Consider the following 22,193-nt stretch of genomic DNA (forward strand, 5'->3'; position numbering starts at 1 on the left):
CCCACCCGGCACCATGGGGGCATGGCGCCCCAGCACCCGACCCCGCCCGCCGAAGCCCCCCGGGTCGACGACCCCCTGGCCGGATTCGCCCCGGCCACCCGGGCCTGGTTCACCGGTGCCTTCTCCGCCCCCACCACGGCCCAGTCCGAGGCCTGGCGCGCAATCCGACGGGAGACCGACGTCCTGGTGGTCGCCCCCACCGGCTCCGGCAAGACGCTCGCCGCCTTCCTCTCCGCCCTCGACCGCCTCAGCAGCACCCCACCCCCCGCCGACCCCAAGCGCCGCTGCCGGGTGCTCTACGTCTCCCCGCTGAAGGCCCTCGCGGTGGACGTCGAACGGAACCTGCGCGCCCCGCTGACCGGCCTGCGCCAGGCGGCCGTCCGCCTCGGCCTGCCCGAGCCCGAGGTCCAGGTCGCCATCCGCTCCGGCGACACCCCCGCCGCCGACCGCCGCCGCTTCGCGACCCACCCGCCGGACATCCTGATCACCACCCCCGAGTCGCTCTTCCTGCTGCTAACCTCCGCCTCCCGGGAGGCGCTGCGCGGCGTGGACACGGTGATCCTGGACGAGGTGCACGCGGTCGCCGGCACCAAGCGCGGCGCCCACCTGGCACTCAGCCTGGAGCGGCTGGACGAGCTGCTGGACCGCCCGGCCCGCCGGATCGGCCTGTCCGCGACGGTACGCCCGGTCGAGGAGGTGGCCCGCTTCCTCAGCCCGCAGCGCGGCGCCGTCGTCGTCCAGCCCGCCGCCGCCAAGGAGTTCGACCTCTCGGTGGTGGTTCCGGTCCCCGACCTGGACGACCTGCCCGCCGCCCCGGCCACCGGCGGCGCCTCCGACGGCGACCCGCAGCGCCAGGCCTCCATCTGGCCACACGTCGAGGAACGGATCGTCGACCTGGTCGAGGCGCACCGCTCGACCATCGTCTTCGCCAACTCCCGCCGCCTGGCCGAGCGCCTGTGCAACCGGCTGAACGAGATCGCCCACGAGCGCGCCACCGGTACCACCGCCCCCGAGGCGCACGCCCCGGCCCAGCTGATGGGCGGCTCCGGCGCCGCCAAGGGCGTGCCTCCGGTGATCGCCCGGGCCCATCACGGCTCCGTCTCCAAGGAGCAGCGGTCCCTGGTCGAGGAGGAGCTGAAGGCCGGCCGGCTGCCCGCCGTGGTCGCCACCTCCAGCCTGGAGCTGGGCATCGACATGGGCGCCGTGGAGCTCGTCGTCCAGGTCGAGTCCCCGCCCTCGGTCGCCTCCGGCCTGCAGCGGGTCGGCCGGGCCGGCCACCAGGTCGGCGCCGTCTCCACCGGTGTCTTCTTCCCCAAGTACCGGGGGGACCTCGTGCAGTCCGCCGTGGTCACCGAGCGGATGCGGGCCGGCCGGATCGAGGCGCTGCGCATTCCGCGCAACCCGCTGGACGTGCTCGCCCAGCAGCTGGTCGCGATGACGGCCCTGGACGCCTGGCCGGTGGACGACCTGCTCGCGGTGGTCCGCCGTGCCGCCCCCTTCGCCTCCCTCCCTCAGTCCGCCTTCGACGCCGTGCTCGACATGCTGGCCGGCCGCTACCCCTCGGACGCCTTCGCCGAGTTGCGTCCCCGGGTGGTGTGGGACCGGGTGGCCGGCACGGTCACCGGCCGCCCCGGCGCCCAGCGCCTGGCCGTCACCTCCGGCGGCACCATCCCCGACCGCGGCCTGTTCGGCGTCTTCATCGCCGGCACCGACCCCAAAAAGGGCGGTGGAAGGGTCGGCGAGCTGGACGAGGAGATGGTCTACGAGTCCCGCGTGGGCGATGTGTTCACCCTCGGCACCACCTCCTGGCGGATCGAGGAGATCACCCATGACAAGGTGCTGGTCACCCCCGCCCCCGGTGTCCCCGGCCGGCTCCCGTTCTGGAAGGGCGACACCCTCGGCCGCCCGCTCGAACTCGGCCGGGCCCTGGGCGCGTTCACCCGCGAGCTGGGCACCCTCCGGCCGGAGGCCGCCACCGAGCGCCTCAAGCAGGCTGGCCTGGACGACTGGGCCGCCGCCAACCTGCTCGACTACCTCGCCGAACAGCGCACCGCCTGCGGCCACCTCCCGGACGACCGCACCATCGTGGTCGAGCGCTTCCGGGACGAGCTCGGCGACTGGCGGATCGTCATCCACTCCCCCTTCGGCGCCCAGGTGCACGCCCCCTGGGCCCTCGCCCTGGGCGCCCGGCTGCGTGAGAAGCACGGCCTGGACCCCCAGGTCATGCACGCCGACGACGGCATCGTGCTCCGCCTGCCCGACGCCGACCTCCTGGCCCCCGACTTCGATTTCAGCAGCCCCTCCCCATCGGCCGGTTCGCCCCCGGACGAGGCCCCGGTCGGCGCCGACGCCGCCCTGTTCGACCCCGGCGAGATCGAGCAACTGGTCACCGACCAGGTCGGCGGCTCCGCCCTGTTCGCCTCCCGCTTCCGTGAGTGCGCCGGCCGCGCCCTGCTGCTCCCGCGCCGCAACCCCGGCCGCCGCACCCCGCTCTGGCAGCAGCGCCAGCGCGCCGCCCAACTGCTCGAAGTCGCCTCCGAGTACGGCTCGTTCCCGATCGTCCTGGAGGCTGTCCGGGAGTGCCTGCAGGACGTCTTCGACGTCCCCGGCCTGGTCGAGCTGATGGGCGACCTGGAGTCCCGCGCCGTCCGCCTGGTCGAGGTCACCACCCCCGAGCCCTCGCCCTTCGCCCGCTCGCTGCTGTTCGGCTACGTCGCCCAGTTCCTCTACGAGGGCGACTCCCCGCTCGCCGAGCGCCGCGCCGCCGCGCTCTCGCTGGACTCCCGGCTGCTGTCCGAACTCCTCGGCCAGGCCGAGCTGAGCGAACTTCTCGACCCCCAGGTGCTCGCCGAGTTGGAGGCTGAGCTCCAACGTCTCACCCCCGAGCGCCGGATCAAGGACGCCGAGGGCGTCGCCGACGCCCTGCGACTGCTCGGCCCGCTCACCGAGGCCGAGTTGACCGCCCGCGGCGCCGAACCGCTCTGGGCCCTGGAGTTGGAGGCCGCCCGCCGGGTGATCCAGGTCCGGATCTCCGGCGAGCAGCGCTGGGCCGCGATCGAGGACGCCGGACGGCTGCGCGACGCGCTCGGCACCCCGCTGCCGGTCGGCGTCCCGGAGGCCTTCACCGAGCCGGTCAAGGACCCACTGGGCGACCTGCTGGCCCGCCACGCCCGTACCCACGGCCCGTTCACCGCCGCCGAGGCCGGCGTCCGCTACGGCCTCGGCACCGCCGTCGTCACCGGCACGCTGCACCGGCTCACCGCCGCCGGCCGCCTGGTCCAAGGGCAGTTCCGGCCCGCGGAGAGCCACACCGCCCCCGAGTGGTGCGACGCCGAGGTGCTGCGCCGGCTACGCCGCCGCTCGCTGGCCGCCCTGCGCCAGGAGGTCGAGCCCGTCCCACCGCGCGCCCTGGCCGCCTTCCTGCCGCAGTGGCAGCACCTGGCCGGCCACCGGCTGCGCGGCCCGGACGGCCTGCTCCGCGTGGTCGAACAGCTCCAGGGCACCGCCCTGCCCGCTTCCGCCCTGGAGAAGCTGATCCTCCCGGCCCGGCTCACCGACTACTCCCCCGGCCTGCTGGACGAGCTGACGGCGGCCGGCGAGATCGGCTGGTGCGGCGCCGGCGCGCTGCCCGGCAAGGACGGCTGGCTCAGCCTGCACCTGGCCGAGAACGCCCACCTGCTGCGCCCCGAGCCGGTCCCGCCCGCGCTCACCCCGGTGCACAGCGCCCTGATGCAGGCCCTGGCCGGCGGCTACGGCCTGTTCTTCCGCCAACTCGTCCAGCAGCTCCCGGAGGACACCCCCGAGCCGGAGGTCGTCGAGGCGCTCTGGGACCTGGTCTGGGCCGGTTACGTCACCAACGACACCCTCGCCCCGCTGCGCGCCCTGCTCGGCTCCGGCCGCACCGCGGGCGCCACCGCCCACCGCGCGCCGAGGGCCACCCCGCGCGGCCGCTACGGCGGCGCGGGCCGCGCCTTCGGCCGGGTCGGCGGCGCCCTGCGCGGCGGCCCGCCGACGGTGGCCGGGCGATGGTCGCTGCTGCCCGCCTTCGCCGCCGACCCGACGGTCCGGGCCACCGCCCAGGCACAGAACCTGCTGGACCGGCACGGCCTGCTCACCCGGGGCACCGTGGCCGCCGAACGGGTGCCCGGCGGCTTCGCCGGGGTCTACCGGGTGCTCGCCGCGATGGAGGAGCGCGGCCGGGCCCGCCGGGGCTACTTCGTCGAGGGCCTGGGCGGCGCCCAGTTCGCCATGGAGGGCGCGGCCGACCGACTGCGCTCGGTCAACAGCCGCCTGGAGCGGGCCAGCAACGCCGAGTGGTCGGCCGCCCCGACCGCCGAGCCGCCGCAGCTGCTGGTGCTGGCCGCCGCCGACCCGGCGAACGCCTACGGCGCGGCCCTGCCCTGGCCCGAGCCCCCCGCCGCCCCCGGCCGCAAGGACTCCACCGCCCATCGAGCGGGCCGCAAGGCGGGCGCCCTGGTGGTGCTGGTGGACGGCGAGTTGGCGCTGTACGTGGAGCGGGGCGGCAAGTCCCTGCTGGCCTGGCCGAAGGACGGGGCGACCCGGGCGCTGGCCGCCGGGGCGCTCGCCGGGGCGGTCCGCGAGGGCGCGCTCGGCAGCGTCACGGTCGAGCGGTCCAACGGCGAGCCCGCCCTCGGCTCCGAGCTCGGCCGCGCCCTGGAGGAGGCCGGCTTCCACGCCACCCCGCGCGGCCTGCGACTGCGTCCGTAGCGCGGACGGAAAGCCCGAAGGCCGCGGGTCAACGACCCCGCGGCCTTCGTCCACGTCGAATCACCCGATCGGTGGCGGCTGCGCCTCCACCCGGCCCACGGCCTCCTCACGTCGGCGCCGCACCGGTCCGGTCGCGTTCCGGTCGGCGTGGACCGGGATGAGACCGAGCCCCCAGCCGCCAGCCGCCAGCAGTCCCAGCACCGCGCCGTCGGCCAGTTGCCCGCGGACGGCCAGGACCCACCAGGCGAGCCCGGTCACGAGGGCCACCAGGACCCACCGGGTCGGCCACGGCACCAACCGCCGCGCCCGCAGCCGTATTCGGACCACCGCGCGCACCGTCGCAACTCTCCGCACGACCGCCCTCCTCCGCTCGCCCCGGGCATCGGAGGAGCCCGGGTGTCGAGGCCGGAATCAGGCGGCGACCACGTCCATCGCGGCGGCCTTGGGCGACATGTTCGCCCGGTCGGCACCGGGGGCGGGCAGCGGAACCGGTTCGAGTACCGGCCTCAGCAGATCACCTTCGGAGAGGGTGGCCATCGCCGCAAGTTCGGCGAGCGACAGTTCGTCGCTGACCTCGCGCATGACCTCGGACATCCGGACGTCGAGTGCGTCGCAGATGGCGGAGAGCAGCTCCGAGGAGGCCTCCTTCTGTCCCCGCTCGACCTCGGAGAGGTATCCGAGCGAAACCCTGGCGGCCGCCGACACCTCGCGGAGTGTGCGGCCCTGGCGCTGGCGCTGCCGACGCAGTACATCGCCCAGTAGGCGACGGAGCAGGATCATCGGTGCCTCCCTCCTCGGACTGCGGATCGAGATGTCACGCCCCCACCGTACCGCCTTGCCCGCTTCGCGTGCGGGGACCCCGGTCGTGTTCACTCTGGGCTGCAAGGCCGTCCCCCTCCTCGTTCCGGTGTCGCACCCGGGTTCGCGGGCCCCTCGTGGTACCCGACGCGGCCCACCCGGCCACCATCACGCAACTCGTTCGCCACCTGGTTTCTGCCCAACCAGGACCTTGGATGTAACACGATCCTCCAGGCGCGCCGTACCCGCGCGCCAGTTCGAGGGATCTCGGTTCGGTGGAGATCCTCCGGCGGGCCCCTATCGAGCGAGCCGGCCGACGAGCAGCTCCAGTGCGGCGGTCACCGCCCCGTGACGGATTGTGGCACGACCGCCCGACAGCACGGGCGAACTGACCAGAGTTCCCCCCGGGCCGGCCACCGCCAGGTGTACCGTGCCCACCGGCTGACCGTCCTGCGGCTCCGGACCGGCCACCCCGGTCGTCGCGAGTCCGTACGTGGCCCCCAGCAGCCCGCGCACGCCCTCGGCCATCTGCCGGGCGACCACCGGGTGAACCGGACCGTACACGTCCAACAGGCCCTCGTCCACACCGAGCACCGAGGCCTTCAGCTCGGTCGCGTACGCGGTGACCGAGCCGCGGAAGGTCGCGGAGGCCCCGGGGACGTCGACCAGGGCGGCGGCCAGCAGCCCGCCGGTCAGCGACTCGGCGACGGCCAGGGTGCCCCCCTGGGCCCGCAGCGCGGCGTGCGCCCGCTCAGCCAGCTCGTAGTCCGCCACCTGGTCTCCCCCGTCGCTCACCGGTCCGCGCGCTCCGCGGCCATGCCCTCGCGGCGCAGTCGCAGCGCCTGTCCGACGTAGTCCAGCGCGGTGCCGACGGTCAGCAGCACCGCCAGGCCCATCAGGACCGCCCGCCCGGTGGCCAGCCACCCGGTCAGGGCCAGGACGTACATGCCGACCGCGGTGCCCTGGGTCAGCGTCTTGAGCTTGCCGCCGCGGCTGGCCGGGATGACCCCGTAGCGGATCACCCAGAAGCGCATCAGCGTGATGCCGAGCTCGCGGGCCAGGATCACCACGGTGACCCACCAGGGCAGGTCGCCGAGCAGCGAGAGGCCGATCAGCGCCGAGCCCATGATCGCCTTGTCGGCGATCGGGTCGGCGATCTTCCCGAAGTCGGTGACCAGGCCCTTGCGGCGGGCGAGTTCACCGTCGAACAGGTCGGTGATCATCGCGATCGCGAACGCGGCCCAGGCGACCGAGCGCCACTTGGGGTTGTGCCCGCCGTCGGCGAACAGCAGTGCCACGAAGACCGGGACCAGCAGCACCCGGACCATCGTGAGCACGTTGGCGATGTTCCACACCCCCGGCGCCGACGGCAGGGCGGCCGCCGGTCTGCCCGGGTGGGCCGCGGCCGGGGCGCCGGGCCCCTGGGTCATTCCCCGGCTCCCGGAGCCTCGGCCCCCGAAGCACCGGACAGTCGCACCCGCTCCTGCGCCTCGGCGATCAGGTCGACGCCCTCGCTGGCCACCACGGTGGCCCGCCAGAACTGCCCGATCTCCGGGTTCTCGACGCCGGTCAGCGTGGTCAGGCCGTCGGTCTCCGGGGCCTGGTGGGCGGAGCGGCCCTCGACCACGCCGTCCTCGATCGACTCGATCAGCACCTCGACCTCGGTGCCGATCCGCTGCTCGGCCCGCTGGGCGGTCATCTCCTCGGCGAGGCGGCTCAGTCGGCTCAGCCGGTCCGCGACCACGTCCTCGGGCAGCTTGCCGTCGTAGGTCGCGGCCTCGGTGCCGTCCTCGTCGGAGTAGCCGAAGACGCCGATCGCGTCCAGCCCGGCGTGGGTGACGAAGCGTTCCAGCTCGGCGTAGTCCTCCTCGGTCTCACCGGGGAAGCCGACGATGAAGTTGGACCGGGCGCCGGCCTGCGGGGCCTTGTCGCGGATGGTCTTCAGCAGCTCCAGGAACTGGTCGGTGGAGCCGAAGCGGCGCATCCGGCGCAGCACGGCGGGCGCCGAGTGCTGGAACGACAGGTCGAAGTAGGGCACCACGTCGGTGGTGCCGGTCATCGCGTCGATCAGGCCCGGGCGCATCTCGGCCGGCTGCAGGTAGGAGACCCGGACCCGCTCGATGCCCTCGAACGCGGAGATCTCGCCGAGCAGCGTCTCCAGCAGCCGGATGTCGCCGAGGTCCTTGCCGTACGAGGTGTTGTTCTCGCTGACCAGGACGATCTCGCGGACGCCCTGCTCGGCCAGCCACTGCGCCTCGTGCAGCACGTCGGAGGGGCGGCGGGAGATGAACGAGCCGCGGAAGGCCGGGATGGCGCAGAAGGAGCAGCGCCGGTCGCAACCGGAGGCGAGCTTGACCGAGGCCACCGGGCTGTCGTCCAGCCGCTTGCGCAGGGTGCGCGGGCCGGAGGCGGGCGCGAGGCCGTCGGGCAGGTCGGCGATCGGCTCGGCGGCGGCCTCGGCGCCGTGGCCGGGCAGCGCGACGGCCTCGGCGGCGGACTGCCGCTCGGCCGGGCTGATCGGCAGCAGCTTGCGGCGGTCGCGCGGGATGTGCGGGGCGTGGTGGCCGCCGGAGAGGATGGTCTGCAGGCGGTCGGAGATGTCCGCGTAGTCGTCGAAGCCGAGCACGCCGTCCGCCTCGGGCAGCGCGTCGGCGAGCTCCTTGCCGTACCGCTCGGCCATGCAGCCGACCGCGACGACGGCCTGGGTGCGGCCGTGCCCCTTGAGGTCGTTGGCCTCCAGCAGGGCGTCCACGGAGTCCTTCTTGGCGGCTTCGACGAAGCCGCAGGTGTTGACGACGGCGACGTCCGCCTCGGCGGCGTCATCGACGAGCAACCAGCCGTCGGCTTCCAGTCGCCCGGCGAGTTCCTCGGAGTCCACCTCGTTGCGGGCGCATCCGAGCGTGACAAGGGCGACAGTGCGGCGTTCAGGCATAGGCCCAAGATTAACGCGCGGCCTCCGGTGCCGTTCGCCCCGGAGGTCACCCGCCATGGATCAGCTGATCATCAACGGCCCTCGCCGACCCCTGTGGTCAGCCAGCCTGCGGGTCTCCGGGGGTGTACGTGACGTGCACCACCTGGCCGTCCTTGCCGAGGACTCCGAGGTCCTTGCCGTTGACGTACGCGTGCACGGCCCCGCCGTTGCCGAGCACCAGCTTGATCTGCTTGGGGTCGGTGAAGGTCTGGTCCTGGCCGTCGCTGATGTTGTTCTGGAACAGCGACTTGCCGTTGCTGTCCATCGCCGAGACCCAGCTGGTGCCCTGGGCGACCAGCTTCACGGTGACCTTGTCGGCCGGGACGGCGGCGATCGCGGCGGCGCTCGGCGCGGGCGCCGACGGCTCGACGGTGGGCGTGGCCGGGGCGACCGAGCCGGTGCCGGAGCCGCTGGGCAGCGGCGCGCTGGCGGAGCCGGTGGTGCCGTGACCGCCCTTGCCGCTCACCAGGTTGAAGCCGATCAGCACGACCACCGCGACGATCGCGGCGACCATGGCCGCCGCCCAGTTCGGCCGGCTGCGCCTGGGCACCCTGATCGGGCCGCTGTCGACCAACTGGGCGGCCGGGCGCTTGACGGCCGGTGAGCCGCCGTGCGCGGCGTCGTAGCGGGCTACCAGCGCCTCGCCGTCCACGCCGACCGCCCGGGCGATCGAGCGGATGTGCCCGCGGGCGTAGAAGTCGCCGCCGCAGCAGCCGAAGTCATCCCCCTCGATGGCATGGACGATCGGCACCCGCACGCGGGTGGCGGTACTCACCTGGTCCACCGTGAGTCCCGCCTCGATCCGGGCGGCGGACAGCACCCGGCCGATGCTCGGGGCATCGGCCGCCTGCCTCGCGTCGTCGGTCGGCTCGACGGACGACGGGGCGTTCTCGCGGTCGGAGGACTTGCCGATGGTCACGGGGCACGCCTTTCGAGCGGATGGCCACCTGCTGGAGAACAGTCTAGGGGCGTGGGCGGATCGTTTCTCAAGCGGACGGGCCGCAAATGCGCGTGCCCGCTCCGACCGGGGCCCACCCCCCGCTGACCGGTCGTCAGCGGGGGCCCGCGGGGCCGCGACATCTCCCTGGCCGGGGTGCGCTTTCCGGCCTGTGACGCGACGTACGGACGTTCGGTTCCTCGGGGCTCGTCCTCGAACTCCCGTCTGCGGGAGTTCGAGGACGAGCCCCCACGCCGCGCCTACCCTCCTCCGAACGAGTGAACACACCCGGAGGGCACGGTCCATCAGCCCTGCGGGGCCGCTCTCAGCCCCGCAGGGTCACCAGGACGCCGTCCAGCTCGTCCGGCTTCACCAGGACGTCGCGGGCCTTGGAACCCTCACTCGGACCGACGATGCCGCGCGACTCCATCAGGTCCATCAGCCGGCCCGCCTTGGCGAAGCCGACCCGGAGCTTGCGCTGGAGCATCGACGTCGAGCCGAACTGGGTGGAGACCACCAGCTCGGCCGCCTGGATCAGCAGGTCCAGGTCGTCGCCGATCTCCTCGTCGATCTCCTTCTTCGGCCCGCCGCCGACCGTCACGTCGTCCCGGTAGACGGCGCTCAGCTGGTCCTTGCAGTGCTGCACCACCTTGGCGATCTCCGCCTCGGTGACGAACGCGCCCTGCATGCGGATCGGCTTGCTCGCGCCCATCGGAAGGAAGAGCGCGTCGCCCTTGCCGATCAGCTTCTCCGCGCCGGGCTGGTCCAGGATGACCCGGGAGTCGGCCATCGCTGAGGTCGCGAAGGCCAGCCGGGACGGCACGTTGGCCTTGATCAGACCGGTGACCACGTCCACCGAGGGCCGCTGGGTGGCGAGCACCAGGTGGATGCCGGCCGCGCGGGCCAGCTGGGTGATCCGGACCACCGAGTCCTCGACGTCGCGCGGCGCGACCATCATCAGGTCGGCCAGCTCGTCGACGATCACCAGCAGGTACGGGTACGGCGTGAGCTCCCGCTCGCTGCCCAGCGGCGGCGTGACCTTGCCGGCCTTCACCGCCGCGTTGAAGTCGTCCACGTGCCGGAAGCCGTACGCCGCGAGGTCGTCGTAGCGCATGTCCATCTCGCGCACCACCCACTGGAGGGCCTCGGCGGCCTTCTTCGGGTTGGTGATGATCGGCGTGATCAGGTGCGGGATGCCCTCGTACGCGGTCAGCTCGACCCGCTTGGGGTCGACCAGGACCATCCGCACCTCGTCCGGGGTGGCCCGGGCGAGGATCGAGGTGATCAGGCAGTTGATGCAGGACGACTTCCCCGCTCCGGTCGCACCGGCCACCAGGATGTGCGGCATCTTGGCGAGGTTGGCCATCACGGTGTGGCCCTCGACGTCCTTGCCCATGCCGACGACCATCGGGTGGGTGTCCTCGGCGGCCGTGCGCGAGCGCAGCAGGTCGCCGAGGTTGACCATCTCGCGGTCCCGGTTGGGGATCTCGATGCCGACCGCGGACTTGCCCGGGATCGGGCTGATGATCCGCACGTCCGGGCTGGCCACCGCGTACGCGATGTTCTTGGCGAGCGCGGTGATCCGCTCCACCTTGACGGCCGGGCCGAGCTCGACCTCGTAGCGGGTGACCGTCGGGCCCCGGGTGAAGCCGGTGACCTTGGCGTCCACCTTGAACTCGGCGAAGGTGCCGGTGAGCTGGGCCACCACCTCGTCGTTGAGCGCGCTGCGGGCCTTGGCCGGGCCGCCGCGCTCCAGCAGGTCGAGCGGGGGCAGCGAGTAGGTGATGTCCCCGGCAAGCTGGAGCTGCTCCATCCGCACCGGCGCCGGGCCGTGCTCCGCGGGCGCGCCCGGGCCGCCGCTGCGGGCGGCCGGGACGGCGGGCTCCTCCGGCGGGGCAGTGAGGTCCTTGACCTGGTGCATCATGTCCGCCACCGCCGAGGAGGCGGGCACGCCGTAGACCAGCGCGCCGTCCAGGTCGGCGGCCGCGCCGGCGGCCAGGTCGCGGGTGGCGTACGGGTCCAGCGGCTCCTTGTCCAGCGAGACCCGGACGGCCTCCGGCTGCTCCTCGGGGTCGGCGCCCTGCTTGCGCCGCCGACGGCGACGGCGGGCCGCCACCTCGTCCGTCGGGTCGTCACCGTCGGTGTCCACGGTGAAGGGCAGCGCGTCGGGGTCGGCGTCCTCCGGCGGATCGCTGGACAGCTCACGCTCCGGCGTACGCCCCCAGCGCGCCTCGTCCTCCGGACCGGGCTCGACCACGCCGAGCCGTATCCCCATCCCCCGCACCCGCTCGCCGATCCGGTTGACCGGGGTGGCGGTGACCACCAGCAGGCCGAAGAAGGCCAGCAGCAGGAGCAGCGGCACGGCCAGCGCCGGACCGGCGGCGGCCATCATCGGGGTGGACGCGGCCCAGCCGATGATCCCGCCGGCCGCCCTTATCCGGGAGGCGCCGCTGCCCATCATGGGCGCGCCGCAGCCGATGTGGACCAGGCCGAGGACGCCGACCAGCAGCGCGCTCAGCCCGATCACGATCCGGCCGTTGGCCTCCGGCAGCTCCGGGTGGCGCCAGAGCCGGATCGCGATCCCGGCCAGCAGGAACGGCACCAGCACGTCGAGCCGTCCGAACAGTCCGGACACCACGGCGGTGGCCCCCTCCCCCAGCCAGCCCTGCGGGCTGAACCAGGTGCCGGCGGCGGTCACCATCGCGAGCGCGAACAGCACCAGGCCCAGCCCGTCCTTGCGGTGGGCCGGGTGGAGGTTCTTGGCCCCGTCGCCGACGCCGCGGAAGACCGCGGCGATCGGGCTCGCCAGGACGTTGAGGAGACGCATCAGTCCCGAACGGGACGGCGGCGGTGGCGGCGGGGCCGACTTGGCGGCCGCCTTCTTCGCGGGGGCCTTGCGAGCTGCCGCCTTCTTCGCGGGCGGCTTGCCGGGGGCCTTCGCCGCGGCCTTCCTGGACGGTCCCGGAGCCGGCTTGCGTGCTGCGTTTCCGGGCGTGCGAGTGGCCATGGGTCAGCAGCCTACCGGTGTGGACCACCGGTGCACATGCGGCCGAGCCGGGGCGCCCGGACGTGTCGCAGACGCACCGTCACGCTGACCGGCTTTCACCCGGGCGCGCCGTCGAACCACCCGGACGGGCGAACGCACGGCGAAAGGTTCGCGGGCGTACGGCGAGCGGTCCGCGCGGGTCCGGCGGAAGGCCTACGAGCTGCCCGGGCGCATCGCGTCCAGGGCCCGGCGCAGGCCAGCGAGCTTGCGCTCCAGGTGCCCCGCGGTGGCGGCCACCCCGGCGTCCTCGACCCCGTCCAGCTGCTTGCCCAGCGCCTCCGCCTGCTCCTCGACCGCCGCCAGCCTCGCGGACAACTCGCCCAGCAACGCCCCGCCGAGGGTCGGCTCGCCGCCGCCCGCCTCCAGTTGCAGCCGCAGCAGCGCGGCCTGCTCCTTCAGCTGGCAGTTCTTGACGTACAGGTCGACGAAGACCGAGACCTTGGCGCGCAGCACCCACGGGTCGAAGGGCTTGGAGATGTAGTCCACCGCGCCGGCCGCGTAACCGCGGAAGGTGTGGTGCGGCCCGTGGTTGAGCGCGGTGAGGAAGATGATCGGGATGTCCCGGGTGCGCTCGCGGCGCTTGATGTGGGCGGCGGTCTCGAAGCCGTCCATCCCGGGCATCTGGACGTCCAGCAGGATCACCGCGAAGTCGTCGGTCAGCAGCGCCTTGAGCGCTTCCTCGCCGGAGGCGGCACGCACCAGCGTCTGGTCCAGGGCGGAGAGGATCGCCTCCAGCGCCAGCAGGTTCTCCGGTCGGTCGTCGACCAGGAGGATCTTCGCCTTCTGCATGGGGGCCCGCCCTCCTGTCGCCTGCCTGCCGCCGGGTGAAGGCACCCGCGCACTGCCCACCGCTACCCCGGTCATGCTAGCCGCACCCCCTCGCCCGGCACATCGCTCCGTCGTGACCCGATCCGGAACGGCGCGCAGCCAGTGCTCCGGCGCACGCTCAGCAGCGTGTCGCCATCCGGTCACTGTTCGCAACGATCGGTGACCCTACCGGGTTCCCGGGCCCGACCGCCAGCAAACCGACCGACCGGCAGGCGCGAACCCCGGGGCAGGGCCCGGAGTTCACGCCTCACCGCACATGCGCCCGCGCACACAGACTTCTTGACGGTTCGTTCGCTTCGCTCACTCACGCGCACGCTCCCCGTTCAACCACTCGTGCATCACCGACAGCAGGTGGTCGGTCTCCACGGGCTTGGTGATGTGGTCGGTGGCACCCGCCTCCAGCGACTTCTCCCGGTCGCCCTTCATCGCCTTGGCGGTCAGCGCGATGATCGGCAGCCCGGCGAACTGGGGCATCCGGCGGATCGCCTCGGTGGTCGCGTAGCCGTCCATCTCCGGCATCATGATGTCCATCAGGACCAGCGCCACGTTCTCGTGCTGCTCCAGCATCTCGATGCCCTCGCGGCCGTTCTCGGCATACAAGACGGTCAGGCCGTGCTGCTCCAGCACGCTGGTCAGGGCGAACACGTTGCGCACGTCGTCGTCCACGATCAGCACCTGCTGGCCGTCGAAGCGGGTGTCACCGCGGGCCAGCCGGAGCTGCTGCGCGGGCTCGACCGCCCGGGGCGCGGCGACGCTCTCCAGCGCGGCGCTGCGCCGACGCTCCACCGCCCCGCGGCGGCGCTCCTCGGCCATCTCCCGGACCTCCTGGGCCCAGTGGTCGGCCGGGTTCTCGCCGACCGGCACCGGCAGGCCCACCGGGGTCACCCCGACCGAGGCACGCGGCCCGGCCATGGCTGGCACGCCAGGACGCTCGGCCGGGCGTCCGTCCGGGGCGGTGTCCGGGGCCTCGGAGCGCAGCGGCAGGTAGAGGGTGAAGGTCGACCCCCGGCCCAGCTCGCTCTGGGCGTGGATCTCGCCGCTGAGCAGCCTGGCGATCTCCCGGCTGATCGACAGGCCGAGGCCGGTGCCGCCGTACTTGCGGCTGGTGGTGCCGTCGGCCTGCTTGAACGCCTCGAAGATCTCCCGCAGCTTGTTGCCGGGGATGCCGATGCCGGTGTCGGAGACCGAGAAGGCGATCAGTTCGTCGTCCGGGCCCTGGATCGAGCCGGACTCCAGCAGCCGCTCGCGCACGTGCTGCGGGACGTCCTGACCGGCCGGGCTGATCGAGAAGTCGACGCCGCCGGCGTCGGTGAACTTGACCGCGTTGGAGATCAGGTTGCGCAGCACCTGCTGGAGCCGCTGCTCGTCGGTGTGCAGGGTGACCGGCAGGGCCGGCGAGACCCGCACCGCGAAGGCCAGGTTCTTGTCCAGGGCGACCGGCTGGAAGGTGGCCTCGACGTAGTCGACCAGCTGGACCAGGGCGATCCGGGCCGGGCGGACGTCCATCTTGCCTGCCTCGACCTTGGACAGGTCGAGGATGTCGTTGATCAGCTGGAGCAGGTCGGAGCCGGCGCCGTGGATGGTGTCGGCGAACTCGACCTGCTTGGGCGACAGGTTGCCCTCGTTGTTGTCGGAGAGCAGCTTGGCCAGGATCAGCAGCGAGTTGAGCGGGGTGCGCAGCTCGTGCGACATGTTGGCGAGGAACTCGCTCTTGTAGCGGGAGGCCAGGGCGAGCTGTTCGGCGCGCTCCTCCAGGACCTGCCGGGCCTCCTCGATCTCGCTGTTCTTGATCTCGATGTCGCGGTTCTGCTGGGCGAGTTGCTCGGCCTTCTCCTGCAACTCCTCGTTGGTGCGCTCCAGTTCCTCCTGGCGCGCCTCCAATTCGGCGGATCGCATCGAGAGTTCGGCGGTGAGCCGCTGGGATTCCAGCAGCAGGCCCTCGGTCTTGGTGTTGACGCTGATGGTGTTGACGGTGACGCCGATCAGGTCGGCGATCTGGTTGAGGAAGTCCAGCGCGACGGTGGTGAAGGAGCTGAAGGTGGCCAGCTCGATCACGCCGAGCAGCCGGCCCTCGAACAGCACCGGCAGCACCACGATGTGGGCCGGGGAGGCCTCGCCGAGGCCGGAGGCGATCTTGAGGTAGCCGGGCGGCGCCTCCTTGACGATGATCGCCCGCTTCTCGACCGCCGCCTGGCCGATCAGCGACTCGCCGGGCCGGAAGGTGGTCGGCATCGCCCGCCGCTGGTAGCCGTAGCTGCCGATCAGCCGCAGCACGGTGTCGTTCTCGTCGTCGTCCTCGGTGATCAGCTCGGCGGTGCGGCCGGCCGGCTGGGCCAGGAAGAAGGCGCCGTGCTGGGCGGAGACCACCGGGGTCAGCTCGGTCATGATCAGTGAGGCGACCGCCTCCAGGTCCCGGCGGCCCTGGAGCAGGCCGGAGATCCGGGCCAGGTTGGTCTTGAGCCAGTCCTGCTCCTGGTTGGTGCGGGTGGTCTCGCGCAGGTTGGCGATCATCTGGTTGATGTTGTCCTTGAGCTCGTCGAGCTCCCCCGCGGCGTCCACGTCGATCCGCAGGCTCAGGTCGCCCCTGGTCACCGCGGTGGCGACCTGGGCGATCGCGCGCACCTGCCGGGTCAGGTTGTTGGCCAGCTCGTTCACCGACTCGGTGAGGTCCTGCCAGGTGCCGTCCACGCCGGGCACCCGGGCCTGGCCGCCGAGCCGTCCGTCGGTGCCCACCTCGCGGGCGACCCGGGTGACCTCGTCGGCGAACGCGGAGAGCTGGTCGACCATGGTGTTGATGCTGGTCTTCAGCTGGAGGATCTCGCCGCGCGCGTCGACGTCGATCTTCTGCGAGAGGTCGCCGCGGGCGACCGCCGTGATCACCAGCGCGATGTTGCGGACCTGGCCGGTGAGGTTGTTGGCCATCAGGTTGACGTTGTCGGTCAGGTCCTTCCAGATGCCGGCCACGCCCGGCACGCTCGCCTGGCCGCCCAGGGTGCCGTCGGTGCCGACCTCGCGGGCCACCCTGGTGACCTCCACCGCGAAGGCGGACAGCTGGTCGACCATGGTGTTCAGGGTGCCGGCGAGCGTCGCGATCTCGCCCTGCGCGTCGATGGTGATCTTCTTGGAGAGGTCGCCGCGGGCCACCGCCGAGGCGACCTCGGCGATGTTGCGAACCTGTCCGGTCAGGTTCGACGCCATGAAGTTGACGTTGTCGGTCAGGTCCTTCCAGATGCCCGACACCCCGCGCACCCGCGCCTGACCGCCCAGGATGCCCTCGGTGCCCACCTCGCGGGCGACCCGCGTCACCTCGTCGGCGAAGGCCGACAGCTGGTCGACCATGGTGTTGACGGTGGTCACCAGCTCCAGGATCTCGCCCCGGGCGTCGACGGTGATCTTCTTCGACACGTCGCCGCGCGCCACCGCCGTGGTCACCTCGGCGATGTTGCGGACCTGACTGGTCAGGTTGTTGGCCATCAGGTTGACGCTGTTGGTCAGGTCCTTCCAGGTCCCGGACACCCCGGGCACGCTCGCCTGGCCGCCGAGGATGCCCTCGGTGCCGACGTCCCTGGCCACCCGGGTCACCTCGTCCGCGAAGGAGGAGAGTTGGTCGACCATCGTGTTGATGGTGTTCTTCAGCTCCAGGATCTCCCCGCGCGCGTCCACCTGGATCTTCTGCGACAGGTCGCCCTTGGCGACCGCGGTCGTCACCTGGGCGATGTTGCGCACCTGGTCGGTGAGGTTGTTCGCCATGAAGTTGACGTTGTCGGTCAGGTCCCGCCACACTCCGGCCGCCCAGGGCACCTGCGCCTGACCACCGAGCCGCCCTTCGGTGCCCACCTGGCGGGCCACCCGGGTCACCTGTTCGGCGAAGCCGGAGAGTTGGTCGACCATCGTGTTGATGGTGTTCTTCAGCTCCAGCATCTCGCCGCGCGCGTCCACCTCGATCTTCTGCGAGAGGTCCCCGCGCGCCACCGCCGTGGTCACCTGGGCGATGTTGCGCACCTGGCCGGTCAGGTTGTCGGCCATGAAGTTCACCGAGTCGGTCAGCTCGCGCCAGACCCCGGCCACACCCGGCACCTGGGCCTGACCGCCGAGCCGGCCCTCGGTGCCGACGTCCCGGGCCACCGTGGTGACCTGGGCGGCGAAGCCGTTCAGCTGGTCCACCATCGTGTTGACGGTGTTCTTCAGCTCCAGCATCTCGCCGGCCACGTCCACCGTGACCTTGCGGGACAGGTCGCCCTTGGCCACCGCCGTGGTCACCTGCGCGATGTTGCGCACCTGCGCGGTCAGCCGGCCCGCCATGGTGTTGACCGAGTCCGCCAGGTCCTTCCAACTGCCCGACACGCTACGGACCTTGGCCTGACCGCCGAGCTTGCCCTCGGTGCCCACCTCGCGGGCCACCCGGGTCACCTCGTCGGTGAACTCGGAGAGCTGGTCCACCAGACCGTTGACGGTCCGCCCGATCTTCAGGTACTCGCCGCGCAGCGGGTGGCTGACCCCGTTGCTGTGCAGCGAGCGCAGCTCCATCTTCTGGTCCAGGTCGCCCTCGGCGATCGAGGTCAGCACCCGGCCCACCTCGGCCATCGGCCGGGCCAGGTCGTCGATCAGCGCGTTGCAGTTGTCGACGGCCGCCATCCAGGCGCCCTCGCCCGCGCCGGTCTCCAACCGCTCGTTCAGCCGGCCCTCACGGCCCACCGCCCGCCGCACCCGCGCCAGTTCACCGGTCAGGTGCTGGTTGCGCTCGGCGACCTCGTTGAACACCGCGGCGATCTCCGCCAGCGGCCCGTCGCCCGGAACCGTCAGCCGGCGACGGAAGTTGCCGTCCCGCATCGCGGTCAGCGCGGCCAGCAGCTTGCGCAGGTCGGCCGGCTCCACACCACGGTTGTGGCCCGCCCGCCGGCCGGCCGCGTTCCGCGGCGCCGTCCCGGAGTACCCGCCGCGCGGAGCGGGCGGCGTCGTACCGGTTGCGTCCTTGGTTGCGTCCCTGGTGGCCGAACTCAACGGGCCCCTCCCACATCGTGAACTGTCCGGTGACCGCCGTGCCGTACAGCACGCACCCGGGCACCGGCCCGGCTGGGCTGCGTACCGGCGGGCTCACACGGCACACCGGCACCCACACGACCGTACTGCTCCCACCGGCCGTCGCGGACCCCCCAGTCTGGCAGTACTGTCGCCGGGTATACGGCTGGTTGCGCTCGGTTGGTACCGCACCGTCCGAAACAGGTGGGCAGAATCACCCTCAGGTGCCTGTTTCACGGCCCCGCCCCCACGGGGAACCAAGCGGAAAGTAGGGTGGAGCGCTGCACCGGGCCAGGACCCGACCCAGCGCCGCCGCTCACCCCGACGGCGCGCACCGGGAGTCGGCGCCGCACCCCGGACAGCCAGGGCGAGAGCATGCAGAGGAGAAGTGGCAACGTGGTCACCGCGCGCGCAGCCGCCACCTTCGACCCCGACGGCCGGTCCGCGGCCGCCGCCCGGGGCTTCGTCCGGGACGCGATGCTCGGCTGGGGCCTGCCCGAGGTCGTCGACGACGCCGTCGTCCTGGTCAGCGAACTGGTCACCAACGCCGTCGTGCACGCCGGCACCGCCGCCGAGGTCTGCTGCCTGCGCGAGGAGGAGACCGTCCGGATCGAGGTCACCGACCACCACCCCGAGCGCGGCCTGCCCTTCCTCGGCGACGGACACCGCTACGCCGACCCGGACGGCGAGGGCGGCCGCGGCCTGCTGATGTGCTCCGCCCTCGCCGAACGCTGGGGCGTCGAGTACGCGGCCGGGCGGAAGACCGTCTGGTTCCGGCTCGCTCTGCCCGCGCACGTGGTCGGCACCCGCTACGCCGTCCCCGCCACCCCCGGCAGCGACCTGCCCAGCAGCCCCGGACCGGTGCACGTCGCCGTCGTCCAGCTCGACGAGGACGGCCGGGTCCTGGCCTGGAACCCGGACGCCGAGGCCCTCTTCCAGTACCCCACCGCCGCCGTCCTCGGCCGCCCCTGGGCGGACCTCGCGGCCTGGCCGCAGTCCCCCGGCCGCGGCCTCGGCCTCACCGACACCCTGCGGCTGGCCCGCTGGGAGGGCGGCTACGGCATCCGCCGCGCCGACGGCGAGGAGGTCGAGGTGTACGGCGTCCAGGTACGCGTGCGCGACACCGAGGGCGTCCCCTCCACCCTCTGTCTGCTCGTCCTCGAACCCGACCGCGCCGTGCTGCGCTCACCCGCCCGCGCCCTGCCCGGCGAGCGCCCCGACCCGGCCGCTCCACGGCTCGACCTGCTGGCCGGCCCGGTCGCCACCGACGACCTCGACACCCTGCTGCAGCGCACCGTCGAACGCGCCCGCGACCTGCTCGACGCCGACGCCGCGTACCTGCTGCTCACCACCGACGACGAGACCGAGTTCGAGGTCCGCGCCGTCACCGGCCTCAACACCGGACACCGCCGGCACGCCCGCTTCCCGGTCGGGACCGGCAACCGCTACGACTCCGCCCGGCTGCCCTCCGTCCACGAGGACCTCGCCACCCGCCCCACCGGCATGCCGCTGCTCACCGACAGCGGCATGCGCTCCCTGGTCACCGTCCCGCTCAAGGTCGAAGGCCGGCTGATCGGCTCGCTCGGCATCGCCACCGCCGTGCCCGGCCGCTACGACAACGAGGACGCGCTGCGGCTGCAGTTCGCCGCCGACCGGGTCGCCCTGGCCGTCGAGAGCACCCGGCTGACCGAGCTCGAACGGCTGCGCCGCGGCTCGCTCTCCTTCCTCGTCGAGGCCTCCGACCTGCTGGCCGGCACCCTCGAACACGAGCAGACCCTCGCACTGATGGCCCAGATGGCCGTCCCCACCCTCTCCTCCTGGTGCGCCGTCTACACCAACGGCGACCACGGCTCCTCGGCCGGCCTCGCCTTCGTCCTGCACGAGGACGAGGACCGGATCGACCCGCTGCGCGAGCTGCTCGACAAGACCCCCGCCCCCGAGGCCGGCCCCACCCACGGCGTCCGCTTCTGGGCCGCGCCCACCGAGACCGCCGAAGCCCGGGGCCTGACCGACAGCCCCGAACTGGCCGGCCTGCTCGGCGAGACCGTGGTGCTGCCGCTGACCGCCCGCAACCGGGTCATCGGCCTGCTCGCACTCGGCGTCCCGTCCGGCGTCCGGTTCCGCCAGGAGATCCTCGAACTCGCCGAGGACCTCTCCCGCCGGGCCGCCCTCGCCCTGGACAACTCCCGTCTCTACTCCGAGCGCACCGCGACCAGCCAGGCCCTGCAGCGCAGCCTGCTGCCGCCGGACCTGCCCGAGATCCCCGGCGTCGAGGTGGACGTCTACTACCAGGCCGCCGGCGAGGGCAACGAGGTCGGCGGCGACTTCTACGACCTGTTCACCATCCGCGAGGGCACCTACGGCTTCGCCATCGGTGACGTCTGCGGCACCGGCCCCGAGGCCGCCTCGGTCACCGGCCTGGCCCGGCACTCGCTGCGGCTGCTCGCCCGCGAGGGCCTGGACGCCCCGCAGGTGCTTCGCCGGCTCAACGCGGCCATCCTGGACGAGGGTTCGCGCAGCCGCTTCCTCACTCTGCTCTACGGCGAACTGACGCCCCGCCCGGACGGCAGCACCGAACTGTCCCTGGTCTGCGCCGGCCACCCGCTGCCGCTGCGACTGCGCACCGACGGCCGGGTGGACCGCGCCGCCACCCCGCAACCGCTGCTCGGCGTCATGGACGACCTCGACCTCACCGCCGAACACCTGGTGCTCGCCCCCGGCGAGGTCCTGCTCTGCGTCACCGACGGCGTCACCGAACGCCGCGAGGGCCGGCGGATGCTCGGCGACGACGGCCTGGCCGAGGTGCTCACCGGCTGCACCGGCCTGACCGCCGGCGCGGTCGCGATGCGGGTGCAACGCGCGGTCGAACGCTTCGCCCCGGAGCCGCCGTCCGACGACATGGCGATCCTGACCCTGCGGGTGCCCAACCAGCGCCAGTCGTGAGCATTCCACAGGTGACACGGTCACAAATTGTTATCTTCACAAGGGTACAAGCAAGCAAGGCCGGGTACACCGATCTCACCGGGGAATCCCCCGGCGGGGACGTGACCAGCGGCTCTCCGCTGACCCGTCACTTCTGACCTCACTTCTGACCGCTGCCCGCGCACGCCTTTCGCCGTGCGCCCTCGGCGCGGTCGCGCGCACCCACTCATCGAAACGACACCAAGCGTCACTGCGCCCTGCGCGCGCCCAGAGTGAAAGGAGCCTCCGGTGAGCAACGACGCTACCGGGGCATCGAACGCCCGCTCCACCGGAGCCGACGCGGGTAATCTCGGCTACCTCGCCCTCGGCCTGACACTGCTCGCCTACGGTCTGCTCTCCACCGGCATCCTGCACGGCACCGGTGTCGGGGACGCGGCCCACCTCGCCCACCTGCTCGGCGGCGTCACCCTCTTCATCGCGGGCCTGTGGCAGCTCCGCCGCGGCGAGGGCTTCACCGGCACCGCCTTCACCAGCCTCGGCGCCTTCTGGGCGACCTGGTCGGTGGCCGGCGGCGCGAGCAAGAACGCCGCCGGTCTGTTCCTGCTGCTGTGGGCCCTGCTCGCCCTCAGCCTCACGGCGGCCAGCTGGGGCGCCGGTCTGTTCAGCCGCACCGTCTACGGTCTGCTGACGGTCTCCCTGGTGCTGTCCGCCATCGCCACCTTCGGTGGGTACGGCGGCCTCGCCAAGGCAGCCGGCTGGATCGCGGCCGTCTCCGGGCTCGTCGCCTGGTACTGGGCCACCTCCGCGCTGAGCAACGGCTCCTGGGGGAAGGTCGCCCTGCCGGTCAAGTGACCTGCTTCGGCCGCTCCTCGGTACCACTGCGGGGTCGGGTCTCCGTCGCTCGTGGCGTGATGCCGGTGAGGAGTCGGGCCAGATCCTCGCGG

Annotated in this window: 12 protein-coding genes; 3 read left to right on the forward strand and 9 right to left on the reverse strand. The window is 72.9% G+C overall.

Going from position 1 to position 22,193, the window contains the following annotated elements:
- The first annotated feature begins 21 nt into the window (after window positions 1-21).
- Complete coding sequence (locus ACWC9T_RS14925; RefSeq protein WP_449821451.1) at window positions 22-4,728, forward strand: ATP-dependent helicase; 4,707 nt, start codon at window positions 22-24, stop codon at window positions 4,726-4,728.
- A gap of 60 nt (window positions 4,729-4,788) precedes the next feature.
- Here the strand turns inward: ACWC9T_RS14925 and ACWC9T_RS14930 are convergent, their stop codons facing one another.
- The 9 genes from ACWC9T_RS14930 to ACWC9T_RS14970 all read right to left on the reverse strand — a co-directional run bounded on the left by ACWC9T_RS14930 (window position 4,789) and on the right by ACWC9T_RS14970 (window position 18,183).
- Window positions 4,789-5,082 (reverse strand): hypothetical protein, encoded by a 294-nt coding sequence (locus ACWC9T_RS14930; protein ID WP_449821452.1) that lies wholly within the window; start codon window positions 5,080-5,082, stop codon window positions 4,789-4,791.
- Window positions 5,083-5,139: 57 nt separating this feature from the next.
- Window positions 5,140-5,508 (reverse strand): helix-turn-helix domain-containing protein, encoded by a 369-nt coding sequence (locus ACWC9T_RS14935; protein ID WP_030290911.1) that lies wholly within the window; start codon window positions 5,506-5,508, stop codon window positions 5,140-5,142.
- A gap of 315 nt (window positions 5,509-5,823) precedes the next feature.
- Entirely contained in the window at window positions 5,824-6,321 is a 498-nt protein-coding gene (locus ACWC9T_RS14940) for a CinA family protein (RefSeq protein ID WP_449821454.1), read from the reverse strand.
- Window positions 6,318-6,956, reverse strand: a complete 639-nt coding sequence (gene pgsA / locus ACWC9T_RS14945; protein WP_449821455.1) for a CDP-diacylglycerol--glycerol-3-phosphate 3-phosphatidyltransferase — start codon at window positions 6,954-6,956, stop codon at window positions 6,318-6,320. Before pgsA ends, ACWC9T_RS14940 begins: the two co-directional genes overlap by 4 nt.
- Entirely contained in the window at window positions 6,953-8,458 is a 1,506-nt protein-coding gene (gene rimO / locus ACWC9T_RS14950; protein ID WP_449821456.1) for a 30S ribosomal protein S12 methylthiotransferase RimO, read from the reverse strand. Before rimO ends, pgsA begins: the two co-directional genes overlap by 4 nt.
- Window positions 8,459-8,555: 97 nt before the next feature.
- On the reverse strand, window positions 8,556-9,416 hold the full coding sequence (locus ACWC9T_RS14955; RefSeq protein ID WP_449821457.1) for a helix-turn-helix domain-containing protein: 861 nt from the start codon (window positions 9,414-9,416) through the stop codon (window positions 8,556-8,558).
- Window positions 9,417-9,759: 343 nt separating this feature from the next.
- The gene (locus tag ACWC9T_RS14960; RefSeq protein ID WP_449821458.1) at window positions 9,760-12,441 is read right to left on the reverse strand and encodes a DNA translocase FtsK; all 2,682 of its coding nucleotides are present in this window, start codon (window positions 12,439-12,441) and stop codon (window positions 9,760-9,762) included.
- 192 nt (window positions 12,442-12,633) lie between these two features.
- On the reverse strand, window positions 12,634-13,269 hold the full coding sequence (locus ACWC9T_RS14965; protein ID WP_355676327.1) for a response regulator: 636 nt from the start codon (window positions 13,267-13,269) through the stop codon (window positions 12,634-12,636).
- 339 nt (window positions 13,270-13,608) lie between these two features.
- Window positions 13,609-18,183, reverse strand: a complete 4,575-nt coding sequence (locus ACWC9T_RS14970) for a HAMP domain-containing protein (RefSeq protein ID WP_449821459.1) — start codon at window positions 18,181-18,183, stop codon at window positions 13,609-13,611.
- Between the two features lie 519 nt (window positions 18,184-18,702).
- Between ACWC9T_RS14970 and ACWC9T_RS14975 the strand changes: the two genes are divergently transcribed.
- Both ACWC9T_RS14975 and ACWC9T_RS14980 read left to right on the forward strand, forming a co-directional pair.
- Window positions 18,703-21,270, forward strand: coding sequence for a SpoIIE family protein phosphatase (locus ACWC9T_RS14975; RefSeq protein ID WP_449821460.1), 2,568 nt, complete (start codon window positions 18,703-18,705; stop codon window positions 21,268-21,270).
- Between the two features lie 267 nt (window positions 21,271-21,537).
- The gene (locus tag ACWC9T_RS14980; RefSeq protein ID WP_449821461.1) at window positions 21,538-22,101 is read left to right on the forward strand and encodes an acetate uptake transporter; all 564 of its coding nucleotides are present in this window, start codon (window positions 21,538-21,540) and stop codon (window positions 22,099-22,101) included.
- Window positions 22,102-22,193: the final 92 nt, after the last annotated feature.

Source organism: Kitasatospora sp. NPDC001159 (assembly GCF_053598235.1).

Excerpts from the sequence above, each read along its gene's own strand:
- ACWC9T_RS14965 (WP_355676327.1), bottom strand. The coding sequence starts at position 13,269 with ATGCAGAAGGCGAAGATCCTCCTGGTCGACGACCGACCGGAGAACCTG.
- ACWC9T_RS14975 (WP_449821460.1), top strand. The coding sequence starts at position 18,703 with ATGCAGAGGAGAAGTGGCAACGTGGTCACCGCGCGCGCAGCCGCCACC.
- pgsA (WP_449821455.1), bottom strand. The coding sequence starts at position 6,956 with ATGACCCAGGGGCCCGGCGCCCCGGCCGCGGCCCACCCGGGCAGACCG.
- ACWC9T_RS14935 (WP_030290911.1), bottom strand. The coding sequence starts at position 5,508 with ATGATCCTGCTCCGTCGCCTACTGGGCGATGTACTGCGTCGGCAGCGC.
- ACWC9T_RS14960 (WP_449821458.1), bottom strand. The coding sequence starts at position 12,441 with ATGGCCACTCGCACGCCCGGAAACGCAGCACGCAAGCCGGCTCCGGGA.
- rimO (WP_449821456.1), bottom strand. The coding sequence starts at position 8,458 with ATGCCTGAACGCCGCACTGTCGCCCTTGTCACGCTCGGATGCGCCCGC.
- ACWC9T_RS14925 (WP_449821451.1), top strand. The coding sequence starts at position 22 with ATGGCGCCCCAGCACCCGACCCCGCCCGCCGAAGCCCCCCGGGTCGAC.